Below are 18,447 nucleotides of genomic sequence, written 5' to 3'. Positions count from 1 at the left end.
AGTTTTCACGGATGAGTACCACTGATTCGAGTACCAACGAGTCCTTCCTCGTCGACTTTCATCACGTCGCGACCATCGGGGCCACTGACGGCGGCGGCGTCGAACGGCAAGCCGGAACTCTGGAGGACAAGCACGTTCGCGCTTGGTTCACCGACTTCGCCGAGCAGCGCGGCTGGGACGTGCGTCGCGACGGTATCGGAAATCTCTTCGCTCTCATCGAGTTTGTGCCCGGTGCTCCGTATGTGCTCGTCGGATCGCACCTCGATTCTCAACCACTCGGTGGGCGCTTCGACGGTGCCTACGGTGTCATCGCTGCGCTGCATGCCGCCGAGCGTTTCCAGCGGGAGGTGACGGCGGGCGGCGCACAGCCCCGATACAACGTCGCCGTGGTCGACTGGTTCAACGAGGAGGGCGGCCGGTTTGCCCCATCGATCATGGGTAGTTCGGTCTTCGCCGGACTGATGGACCAGGAGGAGATGCTGGCGGTCACCGACCTCGCCGGAACCACTGTCCGCGAGGCGATGGGAAGTATCGGGGCGCTAGGCGACGATCCCCGTCCGGAGGTCGTCGCCTATGCCGAGATCCACATCGAGCAGGGCCGCATTCTCGAACGTGAGCAGATCAGCCTCGGCGCCGTCGACTTCAGTTGGCACACGCAGAAACTCGACATTCGTGTCGTCGGAGAACAGTCGCATACCGGCGCCACCGCGATGGCTGATCGCAGGGATGCACTGGTTGCCGCAAGTGAGGTGGTTCTGCTCGTCCACAAGGTGACGAGTGTGGCCGAGCCTGAGTCGCTCGTCTCGTCCGTCGGTCAACTCACCCTTGAGCCCAACTCGCCTATCGTCGTGCCACGACTCGTGACGTTGGTCGCCGATCTCCGTGCGGAACGCAAAGCCGACGTACTCGCAGCGCGCGACAGTCTGCTTCGTGACATCGCCACGGTGGCAGAGCGATACGACGTTCGCATCGAGGTCAACGACGTCGATATCCGCGAGATCCAGTACTACCCCGAGGCTGGCCTCGAACTCGCCGAAAAGGTCGCTGCCGACGCCGGACTGAGCATTCGACGCCTCCGGACCATGGCGGGACATGATTCGGTGGCCATTAACCGCATCGTTCCCACGGTCATGATGTTTGTCCCGTCGGTCGACGGCGTCTCCCACTGCGAGCGCGAATTCACCACTGACGCAGACATGTTGGCGGGTGTCGAGGCACTTACGGGCGTCGTCCGCCAGCTCGCCGAAGGCGCACTCGACGGCGTTGCAGCAGGAATGCCTGGAGCGCACGCATGAGCACAGCGGTGTCGACGACGAGTCTCTGCGATCTCTCGGCAGCACAGATCCGGGCCGGCTATCTCAGCGGCGACTTCACACCGAGCGAGGTGATGGGGTCGATGCTGGCGCGCATTCGTGAAGTCAACGGGGGCCGCGCAACTGGTATCAACGCCTTCACCGAGGTTCTCGACGACGAGGCAACCAGTCAAGCGGCGTCTGCGACGGAGCGGCTCAATACAGCGCGTCGTCGTGGCGATCGGCTGCCACCGCTGTTCGGGATTCCTGTCGCCACCAAGGAGAAGCACGCGCTGGCCGGTCGCACTCTAGAGCAAGGTCTTGCGGCTCACCGCGGTCGTATCGCCGACGCCGATCACCCGATCGTTGAGCGTATTCGTGCAGCGGGTGGAATCATTCACGCGCGCACCACATCTCCCGAGTTCAGTTGCGCGACCGTCACACATTCTCCGATGTGGGGCATCACTCGTAACCCCTACAACCTAGCGGCTTCACCGGGCGGTTCGTCGGGTGGCGCAGGCGCAGCACTTGCGGCAGGCATGGCAACTCTTGCGACAGCAAGCGATATCGCCGGATCAACCCGCATCCCAGCAGGTTTCACCGGAACCGTCGGCTACAAGGCGCCGTACGGGCGCATCCCTGGGGCACCGCCCCTGAGCGCCGACACCTATCGTGGCGACGGGCCGATGGCGCGCACCGTCGACGACACCGCCCTGCTGGCCGATGTCATGTCCGGCCACCATCACAGCGATCACTTCAGTTGGGGCAGCAGCGGGCAGCTTGCCGACACACTGGATGGGCATACCTCTCTTGATGGGGTACGTGTCGGCATCAGCATCACGTTGGGCGACTTCGATGTTCACCCCGACGTCGCTTCCGCGACCCTCCGCGCGGCAGAAGCGCTGCGGCAACGAGGCGCAGAGGTCGTTGACGTGACGCTCCCGTGGCGTAGCGACGAGATTCGGGAGACCATCTTCGCCCACTTCGGCCACCTACTCGCTCCCGCGATGCGCGCCGAAACGGCGGGCGGACCGACCGTCGCCGCCTACACCGAGCAGTTCATGCGCGACGCCGAGGCTGCTGCGCAACGACTCTCACACCTCGACTCGGTAGCCGCCGACGCACGGCTGCAGGCGCAACTCGCCTCAGCGATGGCCGATGTCGACGCGCTGTTGTGCCCGGTCTCTGCGGTGACGTCCCTTGCCGCGGATGGCAACTATCTCGACGGCATCGACGTCGTCGGACCGGACGCGGCTCCCGTTCACCTGCAACACTATTGGCAGGCACATCTGACAAGTCCGTTCAACGTCGCGAACCGCTGCCCGGTGCTTGCCGTCCCCGCAGGTATCGCACGCGACGGCGTGCCGATCGGGGTTCAGTTGGTAGGCAAGCCACTCGACGAGGTCACGCCGTTTCGGTTGGGCAGAGCCGTCGAAGATGCCCTGGGAGTTCCGTCGTGGCGGGAGGCTCACGCCCGCGACAGCGCGCCCTCTGAGACTGCACCCCGCCGCGTCGACGCCCAATAGGCCAGTGCCACAGCGATAATGCCCACGACGGCGGTAACCGCGATCGGCGTCGAATCCGACCACGCGTTCACAGCGATCGCCAGCAACGCCCACGCGAGGGTGATGGGCAGCGCTGGGAGCGCGCTGCCGTAAAGGTAGGTGACGGTGACCCCGACGAGTGCAGCGATGATCAGGACGACGAGTTGCCAACCGACCGACGACTCGTCGGCCGCACCGCTACGTGCGATGTCTGATGCCCAGTTGACGAACACCGCGGCGGTTGCCCACCCCGCGTAGATGCCGATCGTGATGCGGACGAGAGTGGTTGTCGACGAAGGATTTTCGACTGGATGGGCCGCGATGCGCGCGGCGTCGAGCAATGCAAGCGCCATGACGGTGAGCAGGATCGAGGGCAGCCAGTCGATCGAGGCTGCCGACACGATCAGCCACAGCGCCGCCGCACCACAGGCGACGGCGAGATCGACGGCGAGGCGTTTGCCGAATTGCGTGCCCGAGTCGAGCCCTCGGACGAACATGTAGCCGGTCACAGCCGACAACACGTAGATGACGGCCCAGATCGCAAAGGCATACCCGGCGGGACTGATCAGCAGGTCGACGCCGTCGTCGTTGGGTTCTCCACCGAACAGCGCGAGCGGGATGATCACGGCCACGGCCTGCGCGACCGACAGAATGAGCACGGTCCACGCCAGCGGCGCGGTCAACTGGGACGAAGCGTCTTTGCGGGGCATATGTCCGACTCTACGGACAAGATGGCGCGCGACGGCGCCGCCGATCGAGGCTGTCTTGGCGCGTTCTGAGCCGCTCGAGGGATTCCATCAGAACTCCGTGCCCTGGGCGATCTCACCGCGACGGTGTCGCACGACTGGTCGGCAACAACTTGTTCACGCGGCGCTGACATCAGTCGAGCGAACTCGATTTTCTGCCCGGACGACGTCATGGTTCCCGCCGTCCTTCTGGCATGCGTTTCGCGTCAAACATACCTGGCCTCATAGAGCGCGCGGGGAGCGACATCAGCGAAGCATTTGCCCAAACGCTGGCGTTGGCGAACCGTCACGTTTCTCAGCTAGAAGAATTAGCCGATGCGCTGTGACTGTCGGACGACGCGTCCGACAAGATGACCCGCCGCAAGTTCGGCTACGACGAAGGATTTGCGAGCGTGTATGCCCTGGGATGTTGCTGCGAGTGATGGCAACGACGCCGGTCACTGGTTTCATGGAAGTTCGCGTCAGCCTTCAGTCGGATGGACGAGACACTTTCCGAGATGGCCAGACGATCGGGCAGCAGTCCTACGCCGGATACTCACTAACACATGGTTCGTCGCCCCCCTCGCTGGCGAGCAGTCGGACTCGTCCCTCTCGCCGTGCGACGTCCGGGTTCGCGGCATCATACGCGGCGCGCTGTGTCCTCCCCCTCGAGGTGGCCGGAAAGATCAGCGCATAGCGTAGACACGATTCGCAGCAATCCTCGCGAAGTCTCTCCAGCGTTGGAAGCATCGGCCGCGACCGTCATTGCTTCGGAGCCGAACCGGGCGATCTTACTTAGTTTTCGAAGATCGTATTGTTCTCAGCGACACTATAAAGCGTTGCTCGCCATCCTTCACTCGATGACGGTTTCAAAGTTTCGATCGAATCCTTCGCCGACACGAAGCACCCGTTCAACGTGCGTACCGACTCCTGCCCTTTACTTTTAGGCAAGGTCGATCGAAAGAAGCTCAAGGTCCGCTCCGGACCGCTGAGGTATGCGATGGCCAAGTCTGCTTCGTCCATGGCTATCACCGAAAGCTCGCGCAGCTGGAAACGGAACCGCAGGTATTCTTGGAGTTCCATCGGGGAGTCGAACATATTCAGAACAATTATCCAGGAGTGGATGTCAAGGATCGCGACCAATTCTCTAGTCGCAGCGTTCGGCAACGCCGACATTGTTCTGGAATCGGTCAAGTTTCCACCATAGCCATGGAGCAAAATCCCAAGGCCAAGAACCGGATTCATGGAAGTATACTCTCTACCATGGCCATCCTTCAAGGACGAACCTTTCTCAAGCGCATCGAGCCTTAAAGAAATCTGCTCTGACACTTCATCAATCTGCGCCATGAACGCTTCGAGAGCACTTCTTGTCTTTTTGCTGCGCGACTTCGCCTTAACCTCTCCTATCGCTATAACACTGCCCGAATTGGGGGCGATTGCAGCAAAGTCGACATCTCGGTCATCCGCCCTCTCGTATGCAACACCGCAAGCAAGCGTGGCTGGACGCTGAGGTCCGCGATATCCATGGCCCAGGGCTTCGAGTATGAGCTGTTGTGCAGTTCTTTCGAAGAGTTCACCCTTAGTGGCGGCTGGCAGTTTACTGCTCAGCAAAATGCGGTCCACGGCCGCAAGTAGCCCCGATTCGATCTCCAGGTTGGCGGTCCGGAGTGCGACTGGCACAAGAGCGTCTTGGAATCTGATCCAAGGACGCTCGGAACGGATGTTCGACGTAGCGAGGTCGATTAGCTCCGTGCCGGCCAAGCTTCCCGCGGCAACTGAAAGGTGCTGTGCGATACGAGCCCCGCCATCATCGATACTTAAGAGAAGCAAGCGCGACCCGTACATATCAATACCTAATTCGAGTTGCTTGAGGTTGCGATCGGTGAAGTCCGGAAGTAGTGCTGCAAACTCCGGGGCCTCCTCTATTTCTTTTACCAGCGCTGCCGAAACTTCGCGCGCGATCCATCGGAATCGAATAAACCCAGACGCAATCCGTGACTGGAACTCCCGACCATCAGCGGAGGCAAACGCCATTGCGGTCGTGGCCGGCAAAGCTTCGTCAAAATCTTCCAAAGACATCGCTTCAAACATCACTATGGCGCTTTTGGCTGCCCACCATCGGCCAAATAGTCGAAAGTATCTCTGCATCACCAGCGTATCAGTACTGGCCCCACCGCCAGCCGCACCCAGCGCCCACAACGCGCTCTCAAGTATTCCGACATTTGATAGAGTATCGATCTCTGGAACGCTTTCTCTAATCTCAAACCAGAGTGCGACTGCATTTGCAGGGTCCAGCATCCTTAGAATCCTTATACAGCCTTTCTCGGCACTGTCTGCGCACCGAACAAAGGGATCTATGTCGGGCCGACGCCGCGGCGGCCTTGGCCGCCGCGTATTGATCGTCTTCGAGACTTCGCGAATCTCGGATAAGAACACTTCTTCAAGGGGCTGTGGCAAAAAGTACGCGATCGGATGCAAGTTTCCTCCTTGGCTTAGACGTACAATCTGGCCTGTCACGGAGTGCACAGATAAATAGAGAATACATCGGGAGAACCAAATACTTTGCAGTTCGCGTTATTTTACTAACAAAGTAGGTTTGAGAAGGCACCGCGCACGGAACCATTCAGAACGACCGAGCACCCAAGTACCCGGCAGGTACCGGACAAACAGATGCTGTCCATCAGCGCCCGCGCGATAGTTGACAGGTCCGCGCGAACCACACAGGGCGCAGAAGCGGATTTGTATCTTCAACGCCGCTGAGGAATTCACCAGACTGCACTCCCCCTCGTGAGAACGGCCACAACCTGAGCTATCTCTCGTGGGTGCCGCGCGTCGACATCGGGATCGTGCTCGCACGGCCTGCTTCCGCGGCACCCACGGTTGTCGCATGCGCGAATCGCGCCCGCCCTGCTTTGCCGCCAGATTACGTTCTTCAAGCCGAGTTTCGAGTTCCGACAGTCGTGGCCGTTGCTCGCACTTTAGGCGTGGAAGATGCGCCTCTGCGCAAGCGGCACCTAGCATGTTGGTTCCGTCGGGATGTCTGGTGCAGTGTCGCGATAGGGGATCGGCGACCGCTGTCAGGCGCGAACGGTCAACACCTGGAAGCCGCCGCTCTCAGGTGCTCGAAAACCTAGTCGCGGGGTCGTTCATTTCGAGGTTCCTCGCGTGCCGTGTCGACATGGTGTCGACACGTGGCTCACGGAGATGTAGCGAAACCAGCCCTGAGCTCGTCTTCTCATTGCTCCCCCACCAGGACTCGAACCTGGAATGCCTGAACCAAAATCAGAAGTGTTGCCGATTACACCATGGGGGATTACTCGCCTAGAAGTGTGCCACAGGCACGGCAGACGATTGTGCCACAGGGGCGTCGAGCTGGGCGGGGTGGTCTCGACAAGCTCGACCAGCGGAGTGCACGCGACCGCGGGGCTCTCGGCCAGCGGAGCCGGCCGGCCTAAATGTGTGTCGAACGTAAAGATGTGGGTGCTGCAGCACCCACATCCTCACAAACGACACACATCTGCCGAGCGGGGTGGTCTCGACAAGCTCGACCAGCGGTGATCAGCTCGACCAGCAGCGGTCAGCTCGACCAGCGGAACGTGCGCTCGACCGGCGGGGTGGTCTCGACAAGCTCGACCAGCGGTGGTCAGCTCGAGCGGCGGCGGGCGGCGGGGATCAGTCCTTCGGGCCGCCGGCGACGTAGATGACCTGGCCGGAGACGAAGCCAGCGCCCTCGGAGGCGAAGAACGAGGCGGTGTGGGCGATGTCCTCGGGCTTGCCGGTGCGGGCGACGGGGATGGCGGAGGCGTTGAGGTTCTTGAACTCCTCGAAGTCCATGCCGACGCGGGCTGCGGTGGCGGCGGTCATGTCGGTCTCGATGAAGCCGGGGGCGATCGCGTTGGCGGTCACGCCGAACTTGCCCAGCTCGATCGCCAGCGTCTTGGTGAAGCCCTGCATGCCGGCCTTGGCTGCGGAGTAGTTGGCCTGGCCGCGGTTGCCCAATGCGGAAGTCGACGACAGGTTCACGATGCGGCCCCAGCCGGCGTCGACCATGTACTTCTGGCATGCGCGGCTCATCAGGAAGGCGCCGCGCAGGTGCACGCCCATGACGGCGTCCCAGTCGTCGACGCTCATCTTGAACAGCAGGTTGTCGCGCAGGATGCCCGCGTTGTTCACCAGCACGGTCGGCGCGCCGAGCTCGGCGGCGACCTTCTCGACGGCCGCGTTGACCGATGCTTCGTCGGATACGTCTGCGCCGACGGCGATCGCCTTGCCACCGGCGTCGGTGATCGCCTTGGCGGTGTCGGCTGCGGCCTCCTCGGTGATGTCGAGAACGGCGACGGCCAGACCGTCGTCGGCGAGGCGCTTGGCCACTGCCGCGCCGATGCCCCGACCCGATCCGGTCACGATTGCTGTCTTCTGAGCGCTCATTGCGAACTCCTCCGTTGCGTGTACGTCTCCTGTGACGTGCGTCCCTTCGGTTCTATCAGTCGCGGTTCGCGCCGCCGTCACCACCTGCACCCCGGCCACTACCTGCACTGACGCTTCTACGCCGTAGATGAGTCAGTAGTATCGGTCCGTCGCCACGCCCGACGCCGTCACTCGGTGCGCGCGGCGCGCAGTCGTCGAATCCCGGAGGTGGACATGACAGAGAAGTCAGCCGCGACAGCCGTGATCGTCCTCGCCGCGGGCGCGGGCACTCGGATGAAATCCAAGACGCCCAAGATCCTGCACACCATCGGTGGACGCTCGCTCGTCGGCCATGTGCTGCATGGCGCAGCAGCGGCATCCCCCGATCAACTCGTCGCCGTCGTCGGCCACGAGCGCGAACGCGTCACGGCGGCCGTCAACGAGATCGCCGATGAGCTCGGCACCGATATCGTTGTGGCCGTTCAGGATTCGCCCGCAGGAACCGGCGACGCAGCGCGCGCGGGTCTGACCGCACTCCCCGACGACTTCACCGGAACGGTGATCGTCACCGCCGCCGACATCCCACTCCTCGACGGCCAGACGATCGAGGCCCTCGTCGCCACACACACCGCGGGAGACGGCGCCGCCGTCACGCTCACCGGCTTCATCGCCGACGAGGCGACCGGATACGGCCGGATCATCCGGACCAACGACGGCTCGGTGCAGGCCATCGTCGAAGAAAAGGACGCGAGCGACGCTCAGCGCGCGATCACCGAGGTCAACGCGGGCATCTACGCCTTCGACGCGCAGGCACTGCGCTCGGCGCTGCAACAACTCTCCACGGACAACGCACAGGGCGAGTTCTATCTGACGGACGTCATCGAGATCGCGCGCACGGCGGGCAAGACCGTCCGGGCGCATGTCGTCGACGATCCGCTGGTCGTCGCGGGCTGCAACGACCGCGCGCAACTGTCCGCGCTGGGCGCCGCGCTCAACGCCAAGACCATCCGTCGCCACCAACTCGCGGGCGTCACCGTCGTCGATCCGGGCTCGACGTGGATCGACGTCGACGTACACATCGAGCGCGACGTACGCATCGAGCCGGGCACCCAACTGCACGGTGCCACCCGTATCGCCGAAGATGCCGTCGTCGGCCCCGACACCACGCTCACCGACGTGACGATCGGCCGGGGGGCGTCGGTGATCCGCACGCACGGCTCCGACTCGGTGATCTCCGACGACGCATCCGTCGGCCCGTTCGCCTTCCTGCGGCCGGGTACCGAGTTGGGTGAGCGCGGCAAGATCGGCACCTTCGTCGAGACCAAGAAAGCCACCATCGGCGCAGGTAGCAAGGTTCCGCACCTCACCTACGTCGGCGACGCGACGATCGGCGAGGAGTCGAACATCGGGGCGTCGAGCGTCTTTGTCAACTACGACGGGGTGAACAAGCATCAAACGGTGATCGGGTCGCATTGCCGGACCGGATCGGACAACATGTTCGTCGCTCCGGTGCAGGTCGGTGACGGCGCGTATACCGGGGCAGGTACGGTCATTCGGGACGATGTCCCGCCCGGCGCCCTCGCGGTCTCGTCGGGTCCACAACGCAACATCGACGGTTGGGTACCCCGCAAACGCCCCGATACGGCTGCCGCACGCGCAGCGATCGAGGCAGGCGCGGCCGATACTCAGCCCGAACAGCCCGGCTCCTAGCCACGTGACCCGCTGGCAGAGCCACCCACCGGCCGACGATCGAGTAGAAGAGTTTCCATGACCTGGACCACCGACAACCAGAAGAACCTGATGCTGTTCTCGGGGCGTGCACACCCCGACCTCGCGCAGGCTGTCGCCGACGAACTCGGCATCAAGCTGACACCGCAGACCGCGCGGAACTTCGCCAACGGCGAGATCTTCGTTCGCTACGAGGAGTCGGTGCGCGGTTCGGATGCGTTCGTGATCCAGAGCTGCCCCGCCCCGCTCAACGAGTGGGTGATGGAGGCGCTGATCATGATCGACGCGCTCAAGCGTGGCTCGGCCAAGCGCATCAGCGTGATCCTGCCTTTCTACCCGTACGCACGTCAGGACAAGAAGGCCCGCGGCCGTGAACCGATCTCGGCCCGCCTCATCGCCGACCTGATGAAGACCGCAGGCGCCGACCGCATCATCTCGGTCGACCTCCACACCGATCAGATCCAGGGCTTCTTCGACGGCCCCGTCGACCACATGCACGCTCAGGGACAGCTTTCCGACTACGTCCGCGGCAAGTACGGCATCGAGAACCTCGTCGTCGTCTCGCCGGATTCGGGTCGTGTGCGCGTGGCCGAGAAGTGGTCGGACGCACTCGGCGGCGCGCCGGTCGCGTTCATCCACAAGACCCGTGACCCGATGGTCGCCAACCAGATCGTCGCGCACCGCGTCGTCGGTGAGGTCGAAGGCCGCACCTGCGTGGTCATCGACGACATGATCGACACCGGCGGCACCATCGTCGGCGCGGTCTCGAAGCTGAAGGAAGCGGGCGCGGGCGACGTCATCATCGCCACGACGCACGCGGTCTTCTCCGATCCGGCCGCCGAGCGCCTCGCCAACTCCGAGGCCGACGAGGTCATCGTGACCGACACGCTCCCGATCCCGCAGGAGAAGCGCTTCGACAAGCTGACCGTGATCTCGATCGCCCCGCTGCTGGCACAGACCATCCGCGAGGTGTTCGAACACGGTTCGGTGACAAGCCTTTTCGACGGCAACGCCTGATCTCGACCAGCTCGATCAACGAACCATGTTGACGACCACCGCCGCCCGACGCGATTGGGCGGCGGTGGTGTCGCTTGGGCTCGGTGTGTTCACCATCACCACCACCGAGATCATGCCCATTGGATTACTCCGTCCGATGGCCACCGACCTCGACGTCTCCGAGGGCACCATCGGCCTCACGGTCACGTTCTTCGCGTTCGTGGCCGCGATCAGTGCACCCACCCTCTCCACGGCGACACGACGCCTCGACCGTCGCCCGATCCTGCTCGCGGTGATGGCCGCCTTCGTCGTCGGGAACACGCTCACCGCACTCGCCGTGAATTACACGATGCTGGTGGCGGTCCGCATGGCGATCGGCGTCGCCCTCGGGTTGATGTGGGCGATCGTCGCCGCAACCGCGGTGCGTCTGGTGCCGCCGAACGCTGCCGTCCGCGCAACCACGATCGCGTTCTCAGGGGTGTCGCTGGCGTCGGTGCTCGGCATGCCCGTCGGCACTGTGATCGGGCAGGCGTTCGGCTGGCGGGCCGCGTACTGGACACTCGCCGGATTGAGCGCGGTGACCCTGACCGCCCTGGCCGTACTGCTGAGATCGGTGCCCGGCGACAGCGAGACGATCGGGCTTCGCGGACTCCCCCGCTTGCTGCGGATGCGCAATCTCCGAACGACCCTCATCGTGACCGCGCTGCTGATCACCGGCGCCTACGCCGCCTACACCTACGTCACACCGTTCATCGTGGAGATCATTGGAATCGACGCCGACCTGGTCGGCGTCGTCCTGCTGGTGATGGGCGTGGCAGGGGTCGCGGGCAACTTCACGGCCGGGGCGTTCCTGACCCGGACGCAGTCGGTGCGGTGGTCGCTGGCGGCGATCATCGCAGTCCTCGCGGGTGCACTGATACTCACGCCCGTCGCGAGTCTGTGGCTTCCCGCGGCTCTCGTCGGACTCCTCGTCTGGGCCGCCGGATACGCCGCCGCCCCGATCGGCCTGCAGACGACGGTGTTCCGCGTCGCGCCCGCCTACCGGGAATCGGCGACGACGCTGTACTCCACGACGTTCAATTTCTCGATCGGTGTCGGAGCTCTGCTCGGTGCCCTCGCGATCGAGCGCGGCGGCGCGCTCGCACCCGTCATCGTGGGAGCCGTGTGCGCGACGGTCGCGCTTGCCGTCGCACTCACCCTCCCCACGCGCGTGAGCCCCGACGATCCGGCCGCAGTGCCTGGGTAAGGTTGCCGCCATGAACACTGGGCGCGAGGCGACTGGCAACACCGAGACCGCGACGATCTACCACAACCCGAAGTGCTCGACCTCCCGCAAAGCCCTACAGCGCCTCCGCGACGAGGGTGTCGAGCCGACGATCGTGAAGTACGTCGACGAGCCGTACACCCGCGAGCAACTCGAGAAGCTCTTCGCCGATGCCGGCGTCACGGTTCGCCAGGCCGCACGTAAGCGCGAGGCGCTCTACAAGGAACTCGACCTCGACGCCGCGTCGGACGAGAAACTGCTCGACGAGATGGTGGCGCATCCGATACTCGTCGAACGTCCGTTTGTGGTGACCGACAAGGGAACTCGCCTCGCTCGCCCACTCGACAAGCTCGACGAGATCCTCTGACCGCTCAGAACAGCAGCGGCCCAACTGCGTTCGCCAGCCCGCGCGCGGCGTCGGTGAGTGAGCAGATCGCCTCGAGTCTGCTCGACACCCCGCCGATCATCACCGCACCGCGGACCGCACCGTCGACGTCGTAGATCGGCACGGCGAGATGGGCGTGGTGCACCACCAGTTCACCGTCGTCGACCGCGACGTCGGTGCGTCGTATCTCGACGATCTGCTCTTCGAGTCGGGCAGGATCGATGATCGTTGCAGGTGTGACGGGGACGAGCGGCAGCTCCAGCACGTCACGCCACTGCGACAGCGAGGCCAGCAGGAGCTTGCCCGCGGCCGACGCGTGGAGATACCGCATGAGCTCGCCGACGCCGTCGAGCGGATGGTCGGGGTCGGCGTCGAGGACGCGCACCGAGGCGGGCCTGAAGTAGAGCAGATGGACGGCGAAGCGTACCGAGCCCCGGAAGTCGTCGAGGCGCTCGGCCGCGCGCGCCGGGACCGGAGGCGTGGCGACCCCGTCGACGAAGGAGGCGAGACGGGTGCCGATCGCGAAACCACGCAAATCGGCTGTCCGCACCAGGAACTCGTCGGCGACGAGACTGTTGAGCAGGCGGTAGGTGCTCGCGGACGGGAGGTCGAGGCGCTCTGCGATGTCGCGGGCCGTTGTACCTATGCCGAGGTCTGCGACAGTCTCGATGATCTGCAGCGCGCGCACCACCGAATCCGATTTCGGCGCACGACCTATCGCCATCTCGCCCCCTCACCCCGGTTCGACGACCGACTCCCTCCCCTGCTCACCGCAGCGTCGCCGTGGTGAGAATGTCGGCGCTCGTGGTCGCATCGAAGACACCGACACCGGCGAGCAGTCGAGGACTGCGCCGTGCGACGAACAGCACGAGCGCCGTCACCACGACCATCGACGCGACGTAGACGACGCCGAGAACCCGACCGTGTCCGATGCCGGTGCCGAAGGCAGTCACCAACAACACGCCGAGGATGACCGCCGTGATCACACCGAGCATCATGATGCGCCTGCTGGGTTCCCCGATTCGGCCGAGCAGCACAGGAGAGGCGAGACACGCGGTCAGGTAACTGCCCATGTAGCCCAGCGCGCTGAGCGTCAAAAAGTCGCGGATGCCGTCCTGCGGATTGCCGCCGCACCAGAGGAACACGAGCGGTCCGAGCGTCACGATCGCCATCGCCCAGACCGTCGCGAGGGCAGGCGTGTGAAAGCGACGATGAGTGCGGCCGAACGCCTCGGGAACCACACGCTCGCGCCCCAGCGTGAACAGCACGCGCACGAGGGCGTTGACCGAGGCCAGAGCGCATGCGAAGAACGACGTCGCGATCCCGATGTCGAGGATGACCGCTGTAACGCGGGTGCCGTCGGAGAGGAACAGGGCGGCCAGGGGTGTGGAACTCTCCCGTACACCCGCCGGGGCGTCGAACATCGCGAGCGACTGCGTGGTCACCGCGAGCAGATAGATGACACCCGCGGCGATCGGTGTCCAGCGCAGGGTGCGCGGAACGCTGCGGAAGGGTCGACGCGCCTCGGCCGACAGCGTCGTCGCACTCTCGAATCCGACGAACGCGCTGACCGCGACCACGATCATCAGACCCATCGACCCGACGTCGACCTGCGGTGCGAACACCTTCGACCAGTCCGCCGAATGATGCGTGATCCCGAGCCACACCATGAGGCCGACCAGGATGACAACGGCGACGACCTCGATCGCGAGTGTGGCGGTCGCAGAGACCTTGATCCCGCGAACCATCAGCACGGTCATGACGAGGGCGGCCACGACGATGATCACACAGACAATCGGCAGCCACACCGACGTCGACACCCCGATGCTGACGGCAATGTGGTTGAGGTACAAGCCAACTGCGAGGAGTCCCGCCATGCTCACCGAGCCGTAACCGACGACCGCCGACCACGCCGTTGGCAGCGCCACACGCGGACCGAATCCCTGCGCCACGTAGGAGTAGAGGCCGCCGACGACGGCGAGTCGTTGCGCCATCGGCCGCACGCACGCCGAGATCATCATGACGACGACCATCGCGACGGCGAACGAGATGACACCGCCTGCACCGCTCATCGCGGCGATCACGAACAACGGCGTCACCGCCGATGTCCCGGCGGGCGCGATGGCCGCGACCGACTGAGCGAAAACGGGTATGAAGGGAAGCTGACGACGAGTCAGGCCGCGCACCGGCGACTCGTCGGCGACCAGCGGGTACGTCGACGTCAGCGATTCGCCCGTTGATTCAGCAGTGGAGGATGTCGGCATAGCGCCCTCTACCGTGACGGAGCGCTCGTTGCGACGCATCGTTTTCGTGTTTCCAGCGTGTTAACCCGCGTGAGAAATCCAGCTCTCCCATTTCTCAGCCGCCCTTACCTTGGTGCCATTGTGACGTGACACACACCCCGTACCGTTCTGCCGGAATCGATTAAGCAGCGAGACCGACGGTGATCTCGCCTCCGCACGAAAGGCGCGTTCATGAGCACAATCGAGTCCGGAGGCGGCACCACGGCTGCCACGTCGTCGACCGCGAGTTCGACCGACTACCTCGACAAACGTCGACTCAAGACCGGCACGGCCGGGTGGGTGCTGCTCGCGGGCCTCGGAGTCAGCTACGTCATCAGCGGCGACTACTCCGGGTGGAACTTCGGGCTCGAGCAGGGCGGCTTCGGCGGCCTGGCGATCGCGGCCGTCATCATCGCCGCGATGTATTTCGCGATGGTGCTCGGCATGGCCGAGATGAGCTCGGCCCTACCCGCGGCAGGAGGCGGATACACCTTCGCCCGCCGGGCTCTCGGCACGTGGGGCGGAATGGCGACCGGCACCGCGGTCCTGATCGAGTACGCAATCGCGCCCGCGGCGATCGCCACCTTCATCGGCGCATACGTCGAATCACTGCACCTGTTCGGGATCACCGACGGCTGGTGGGTGTACCTCGTGGTCTACGCCATCTTCATCGGCGTGCACCTCGCAGGTGTCGGCGAAGCATTGAAGGTGATGTTCGTGATCACCGCCATCGCACTCGCCGGGCTGATCGTGTTCGCTATTGCGGCGATCGGCGACTTCTCGTGGTCGAACCTCACCGATATCGCTCCGACGGACGCGGCGGGCGCGAACTCCTTCCTCCCCCACGGATACCTCGGCATCTGGGCAGCCATCCCGTTCGCGATCTGGTTCTTCCTCGCCGTCGAAGGTGTGCCCCTCGCCGCAGAGGAGGCCAAGAACCCCGCTCGCAATGTGCCGCGCGGGATCATCGCTGCCATGTGTGCGCTGATCTGCACGTGCGCGCTGGTGCTGTTTATGGTGCCCGGCGCGGGCGGGGCGTCGGCCATGCAGACTTCGGGCAACCCGTTGGTCGAGGCGTTGGGCAGCGGTACCGCGCACACCGTCGTCAACTACATCGGTCTCGCAGGCCTGGTGGCGAGCTTCTTCTCGATCATCTACGCCTACTCGCGACAGCTCTTTGCACTCTCGCGCGCGGGCTACCTGCCGAAGTCGTTGTCGGTGACCAACTCCCGCAAGTCCCCGACGTTGGCCCTCATCGTGCCCGGCATCGTCGGCTTCATCCTGTCGCTGACCGGGCAGGGCGCCATGCTGCTCAACATGGCCGTCTTCGGTGCGGCGCTGAGCTATGTGCTGATGATGATCAGCCACATCGTGCTGCGCATCCGGGAGCCAGAACTGGCACGCCCGTACCGGACGCCGGGCGGCATCGTGACGACGGCGTTCGCGCTCGTCATCGCAGTGCTCGCGCTCGTGGCCACCTTCCTCGTCGACATCAAGGCGGCAACCGGCTGTCTCATCGTGTTCGCCCTCTTCATGGCGTATTTTGGCCTCTACAGCCGCAAGCGGCTGGTCTTCGCCAGTGCCGACGAAGAGTTCGAGGCCATTGCCGACGCCGAAGAGGGACTCTCGTGACCTACAGCCATTCACTTCGCGGACACACCTATCAGTTCGCCGATCTCATCGACGTGATGGCCAAAGCCACGCCGGCACGTTCTGGCGACGAATTGGCCGGGTGCGCAGCACAATCCGACGCCGAGCGCGCGGCGGCGGCATGGGTGCTCGCCGACCTCCCACTCACCGTGTTCCTCGAGGAAATGCTCGTCCCGTACGAGTCCGACGAGGTGACGCGCCTGATCATCGACACCCACGACCGCGAGGCATTCGCACCCATCTCGCACCTGACGGTCGGCGGCCTGCGTGACTGGCTGCTCGAACAGGTCGTTGCGCCCGGGGGGACGCAGCGGCTGCAGGCGGTGTCGCCCGGGTTGACCCCGGAGATGGTTGCCGCTGTCAGCAAGCTGATGCGCAATCAGGATCTGATCGCGGTCGCGCGGCGGATGGAGGTCACCGCCGGATTCCGCACCACCATCGGGCTGCCGGGACGACTGGCCACCCGACTGCAGCCCAACCACCCGACCGACGATCCGAGGGGTATCGCCGCCGGTCTGCTCGATGGGCTACTACTCGGTTGCGGCGACGCCGTCGTCGGAATCAACCCGGCAACCGACTCACCACAGGCGACGTCGACGCTGCTCGAACTCCTCGACGACGTGCGGCAGCGTTTCGACATTCCGATGCAGTCGTGCGTGCTCTCGCATGTCACCACGACGATCGGCTTGGTCGAGGCGGGCGCGCCGGTCGACCTGGTCTTCCAGTCGATCGCGGGCACCGAGGGCGCCAACCGCGGATTCGGCGTCGACCTGGCAGTTCTCAACGAAGGCAATGAGGCCGGGCGGTCGTTGCACCGCGGGACCGTCGGCGACAACGTGATGTATCTCGAAACCGGGCAGGGCTCGGCACTGTCGGCAGGCGCTCACCTCGGGACCGGTGGCCGGCCCGTCGACCAGCAAACCCTCGAGGCGCGCGCCTACGCGGTCGCCCGGTCGCTGGAACCCCTGCTGGTCAACACCGTCGTCGGATTCATCGGCCCCGAGTATCTCTTCGACGGCAAGCAGATCATCCGCGCGGGACTCGAAGATCACTTCTGCGGCAAGCTTCTCGGGCTGCCGATGGGCGTCGACGTCTGCTACACCAACCACGCCGAGGCCGACCAGAACGACATGGACACGCTGCTGAGCCTGCTCGGGATGGCCGGAGTCGGATTCGTCATCACCGTGCCGGGCGCCGACGACATCATGCTCGGCTACCAGAGCCTGTCTTTTCACGACGTGCTCTACCTGCGCGACGTCCTGGGCCTGCGCGCCGCACCGGAATTCGAGGAGTGGATGCAGACGATCGGCATGGCCGACGACGGCGGCCACGTCGTGCCACTCGACCCGCAGACGTCGGCGCTGCGCGGACTGGCGGCGTCGTGAACACGCCCGAGACGCAATCAATCCCGTCGGTCGATCCGTGGAAATCGATGCGCGGACTCACCCAGGCCCGAATCGGCTTGCAGCGCAGCGGAAATGCGCTGTCGAGTGCTGATGTGCTGCAGTTCCAGGCCGATCACGCGGCAGCACGCGACGCCGTGCACACCCCGATGGACTCCGACGGCGTCGTCGACGGTCTGAAGGGGCTGGGGTTGGGCGAGCCGGCGGTCGTCACGAGTCAGGCGTCGTCGCGGGCGGAGTATCTGCGCCGACCCGACCTCGGCCGAATCCCGAATGACCTTTCCGCAGTGCAACATTCAGGTGCCGAAATCGGTTTCGTGATCGCCGACGGCTTGTCGGCGACGGCGGTGGACACGCACGCGGTCACGCTCGTCGATACGATCGCTGCCGGACTCTCGCCGCAATTCTCGATCGCTCCGCCGGTCGTTGCCACCCAGGCACGCGTCGCGCTCGGCGATCACATCGGGGAGGCGCTCGGCGTCGAGATCCTTCTCGTGATCATCGGGGAACGCCCGGGACTGTCCGTCGCCGACAGCCTCGGCATCTACCTGACCTATCGTCCGGAGCCGGGACGTCGTGACTCCGAACGCAATTGCATCTCCAACATCCATCCGCCGGACGGGCTCGGATACCGCGACGCCGCCCGGATCGTCGAAGCACTGGTGTCCGGGGCACGGCAACTCGGCGCGTCGGGCGTCGCACTCAAAGACACCTCGTCTGCCGACCCCGCCGTCGCCGCTGCCGCTGCGCAGGGCGAACTCGGCTAGGTCG

At 64.6% G+C, this 18,447-nt stretch carries 14 protein-coding genes and 1 tRNA gene; 9 read left to right on the top strand and 6 right to left on the bottom strand.

Annotated features, from left to right (window positions below):
* Positions 1–11: 11 nt before the first annotated feature.
* Together GOSPT_RS14950 and GOSPT_RS14945 are read left to right on the top strand one after the other, a co-directional pair.
* On the top strand, positions 12–1,295 hold the full coding sequence (locus tag GOSPT_RS14950; protein WP_005207225.1) for a M20 family metallo-hydrolase: 1,284 nt from the start codon (positions 12–14) through the stop codon (positions 1,293–1,295).
* Positions 1,292–2,818, top strand: a complete 1,527-nt coding sequence (locus GOSPT_RS14945; RefSeq protein ID WP_005207224.1) for an amidase — start codon at positions 1,292–1,294, stop codon at positions 2,816–2,818. The genes GOSPT_RS14950 and GOSPT_RS14945 overlap by 4 nt, the downstream gene beginning before the upstream one ends.
* On the opposite strand, the gene GOSPT_RS14940 is transcribed toward GOSPT_RS14945, so the two are convergent.
* The 4 genes from GOSPT_RS14940 to GOSPT_RS14925 form a co-directional block, all read right to left on the bottom strand.
* The gene (locus tag GOSPT_RS14940; protein WP_005207223.1) at positions 2,761–3,546 is read right to left on the bottom strand and encodes a TspO-related membrane protein; all 786 of its coding nucleotides are present in this window, start codon (positions 3,544–3,546) and stop codon (positions 2,761–2,763) included. The two genes, GOSPT_RS14945 and GOSPT_RS14940, sit on opposite strands and share 58 nt — an antisense overlap.
* A gap of 810 nt (positions 3,547–4,356) precedes the next feature.
* Entirely contained in the window at positions 4,357–5,859 is a 1,503-nt protein-coding gene (locus GOSPT_RS14935; RefSeq protein ID WP_005207222.1) for a hypothetical protein, read from the bottom strand.
* Between the two features lie 943 nt (positions 5,860–6,802).
* Positions 6,803–6,874: transfer RNA gene (locus GOSPT_RS14930), tRNA-Gln, on the bottom strand.
* 359 nt (positions 6,875–7,233) lie between these two features.
* Positions 7,234–7,989 (bottom strand): SDR family oxidoreductase, encoded by a 756-nt coding sequence (locus tag GOSPT_RS14925; protein WP_005207221.1) that lies wholly within the window; start codon positions 7,987–7,989, stop codon positions 7,234–7,236.
* Positions 7,990–8,202: 213 nt separating this feature from the next.
* Here GOSPT_RS14925 and glmU point away from each other — a divergent pair, with 213 nt between their 5' ends.
* From glmU to arsC, 4 genes are read left to right on the top strand one after another with little or no spacing between them, the layout of a single operon-like run.
* On the top strand, positions 8,203–9,678 hold the full coding sequence (glmU, locus tag GOSPT_RS14920; protein ID WP_005207220.1) for a bifunctional UDP-N-acetylglucosamine diphosphorylase/glucosamine-1-phosphate N-acetyltransferase GlmU: 1,476 nt from the start codon (positions 8,203–8,205) through the stop codon (positions 9,676–9,678).
* A 57-nt stretch (positions 9,679–9,735) separates the two neighbouring features.
* Positions 9,736–10,713, top strand: coding sequence for a ribose-phosphate diphosphokinase (locus GOSPT_RS14915; protein WP_005207219.1), 978 nt, complete (start codon positions 9,736–9,738; stop codon positions 10,711–10,713).
* Positions 10,714–10,738: 25 nt separating this feature from the next.
* The gene (locus GOSPT_RS14910; protein ID WP_005207218.1) at positions 10,739–11,938 is read left to right on the top strand and encodes an MFS transporter; all 1,200 of its coding nucleotides are present in this window, start codon (positions 10,739–10,741) and stop codon (positions 11,936–11,938) included.
* A gap of 10 nt (positions 11,939–11,948) precedes the next feature.
* On the top strand, positions 11,949–12,323 hold the full coding sequence (gene arsC, locus GOSPT_RS14905; RefSeq protein ID WP_005207217.1) for an arsenate reductase (glutaredoxin): 375 nt from the start codon (positions 11,949–11,951) through the stop codon (positions 12,321–12,323).
* Between the two features lie 4 nt (positions 12,324–12,327).
* Here arsC and GOSPT_RS14900 read toward each other — a convergent pair whose 3' ends face one another.
* Positions 12,328–13,065, bottom strand: coding sequence for an IclR family transcriptional regulator (locus GOSPT_RS14900; RefSeq protein ID WP_005207216.1), 738 nt, complete (start codon positions 13,063–13,065; stop codon positions 12,328–12,330).
* 43 nt (positions 13,066–13,108) lie between these two features.
* On the bottom strand, positions 13,109–14,605 hold the full coding sequence (locus tag GOSPT_RS14895) for an APC family permease (protein WP_039856157.1): 1,497 nt from the start codon (positions 14,603–14,605) through the stop codon (positions 13,109–13,111).
* A gap of 210 nt (positions 14,606–14,815) precedes the next feature.
* On the opposite strand from GOSPT_RS14895, the gene eat reads away from it, so the two are divergent.
* Genes eat through eutC form a run of 3 tightly spaced genes read left to right on the top strand, consistent with a single transcriptional unit; the run spans position 14,816 to position 18,443 of the window.
* Positions 14,816–16,255: an ethanolamine permease gene (gene eat, locus GOSPT_RS14890; protein ID WP_005207214.1), complete on the top strand. Its 1,440-nt coding sequence runs from the start codon at positions 14,816–14,818 to the stop codon at positions 16,253–16,255.
* Positions 16,252–17,658: an ethanolamine ammonia-lyase subunit EutB gene (locus GOSPT_RS14885; RefSeq protein ID WP_005207213.1), complete on the top strand. Its 1,407-nt coding sequence runs from the start codon at positions 16,252–16,254 to the stop codon at positions 17,656–17,658. The genes eat and GOSPT_RS14885 overlap by 4 nt, the downstream gene beginning before the upstream one ends.
* Positions 17,655–18,443: an ethanolamine ammonia-lyase subunit EutC gene (eutC, locus tag GOSPT_RS14880; RefSeq protein WP_005207212.1), complete on the top strand. Its 789-nt coding sequence runs from the start codon at positions 17,655–17,657 to the stop codon at positions 18,441–18,443. The genes GOSPT_RS14885 and eutC overlap by 4 nt, the downstream gene beginning before the upstream one ends.
* The last annotated feature ends 4 nt before the right edge of the window (positions 18,444–18,447 follow it).

Origin of the sequence: Gordonia sputi NBRC 100414 (genome assembly GCF_000248055.1) — a bacterium.
In the GTDB taxonomy this organism is placed as follows: domain Bacteria; phylum Actinomycetota; class Actinomycetes; order Mycobacteriales; family Mycobacteriaceae; genus Gordonia; species Gordonia sputi.
Note: the sequence above shows the minus strand (reverse complement) of the source record. Positions and strands in the feature narration are given on the sequence as shown.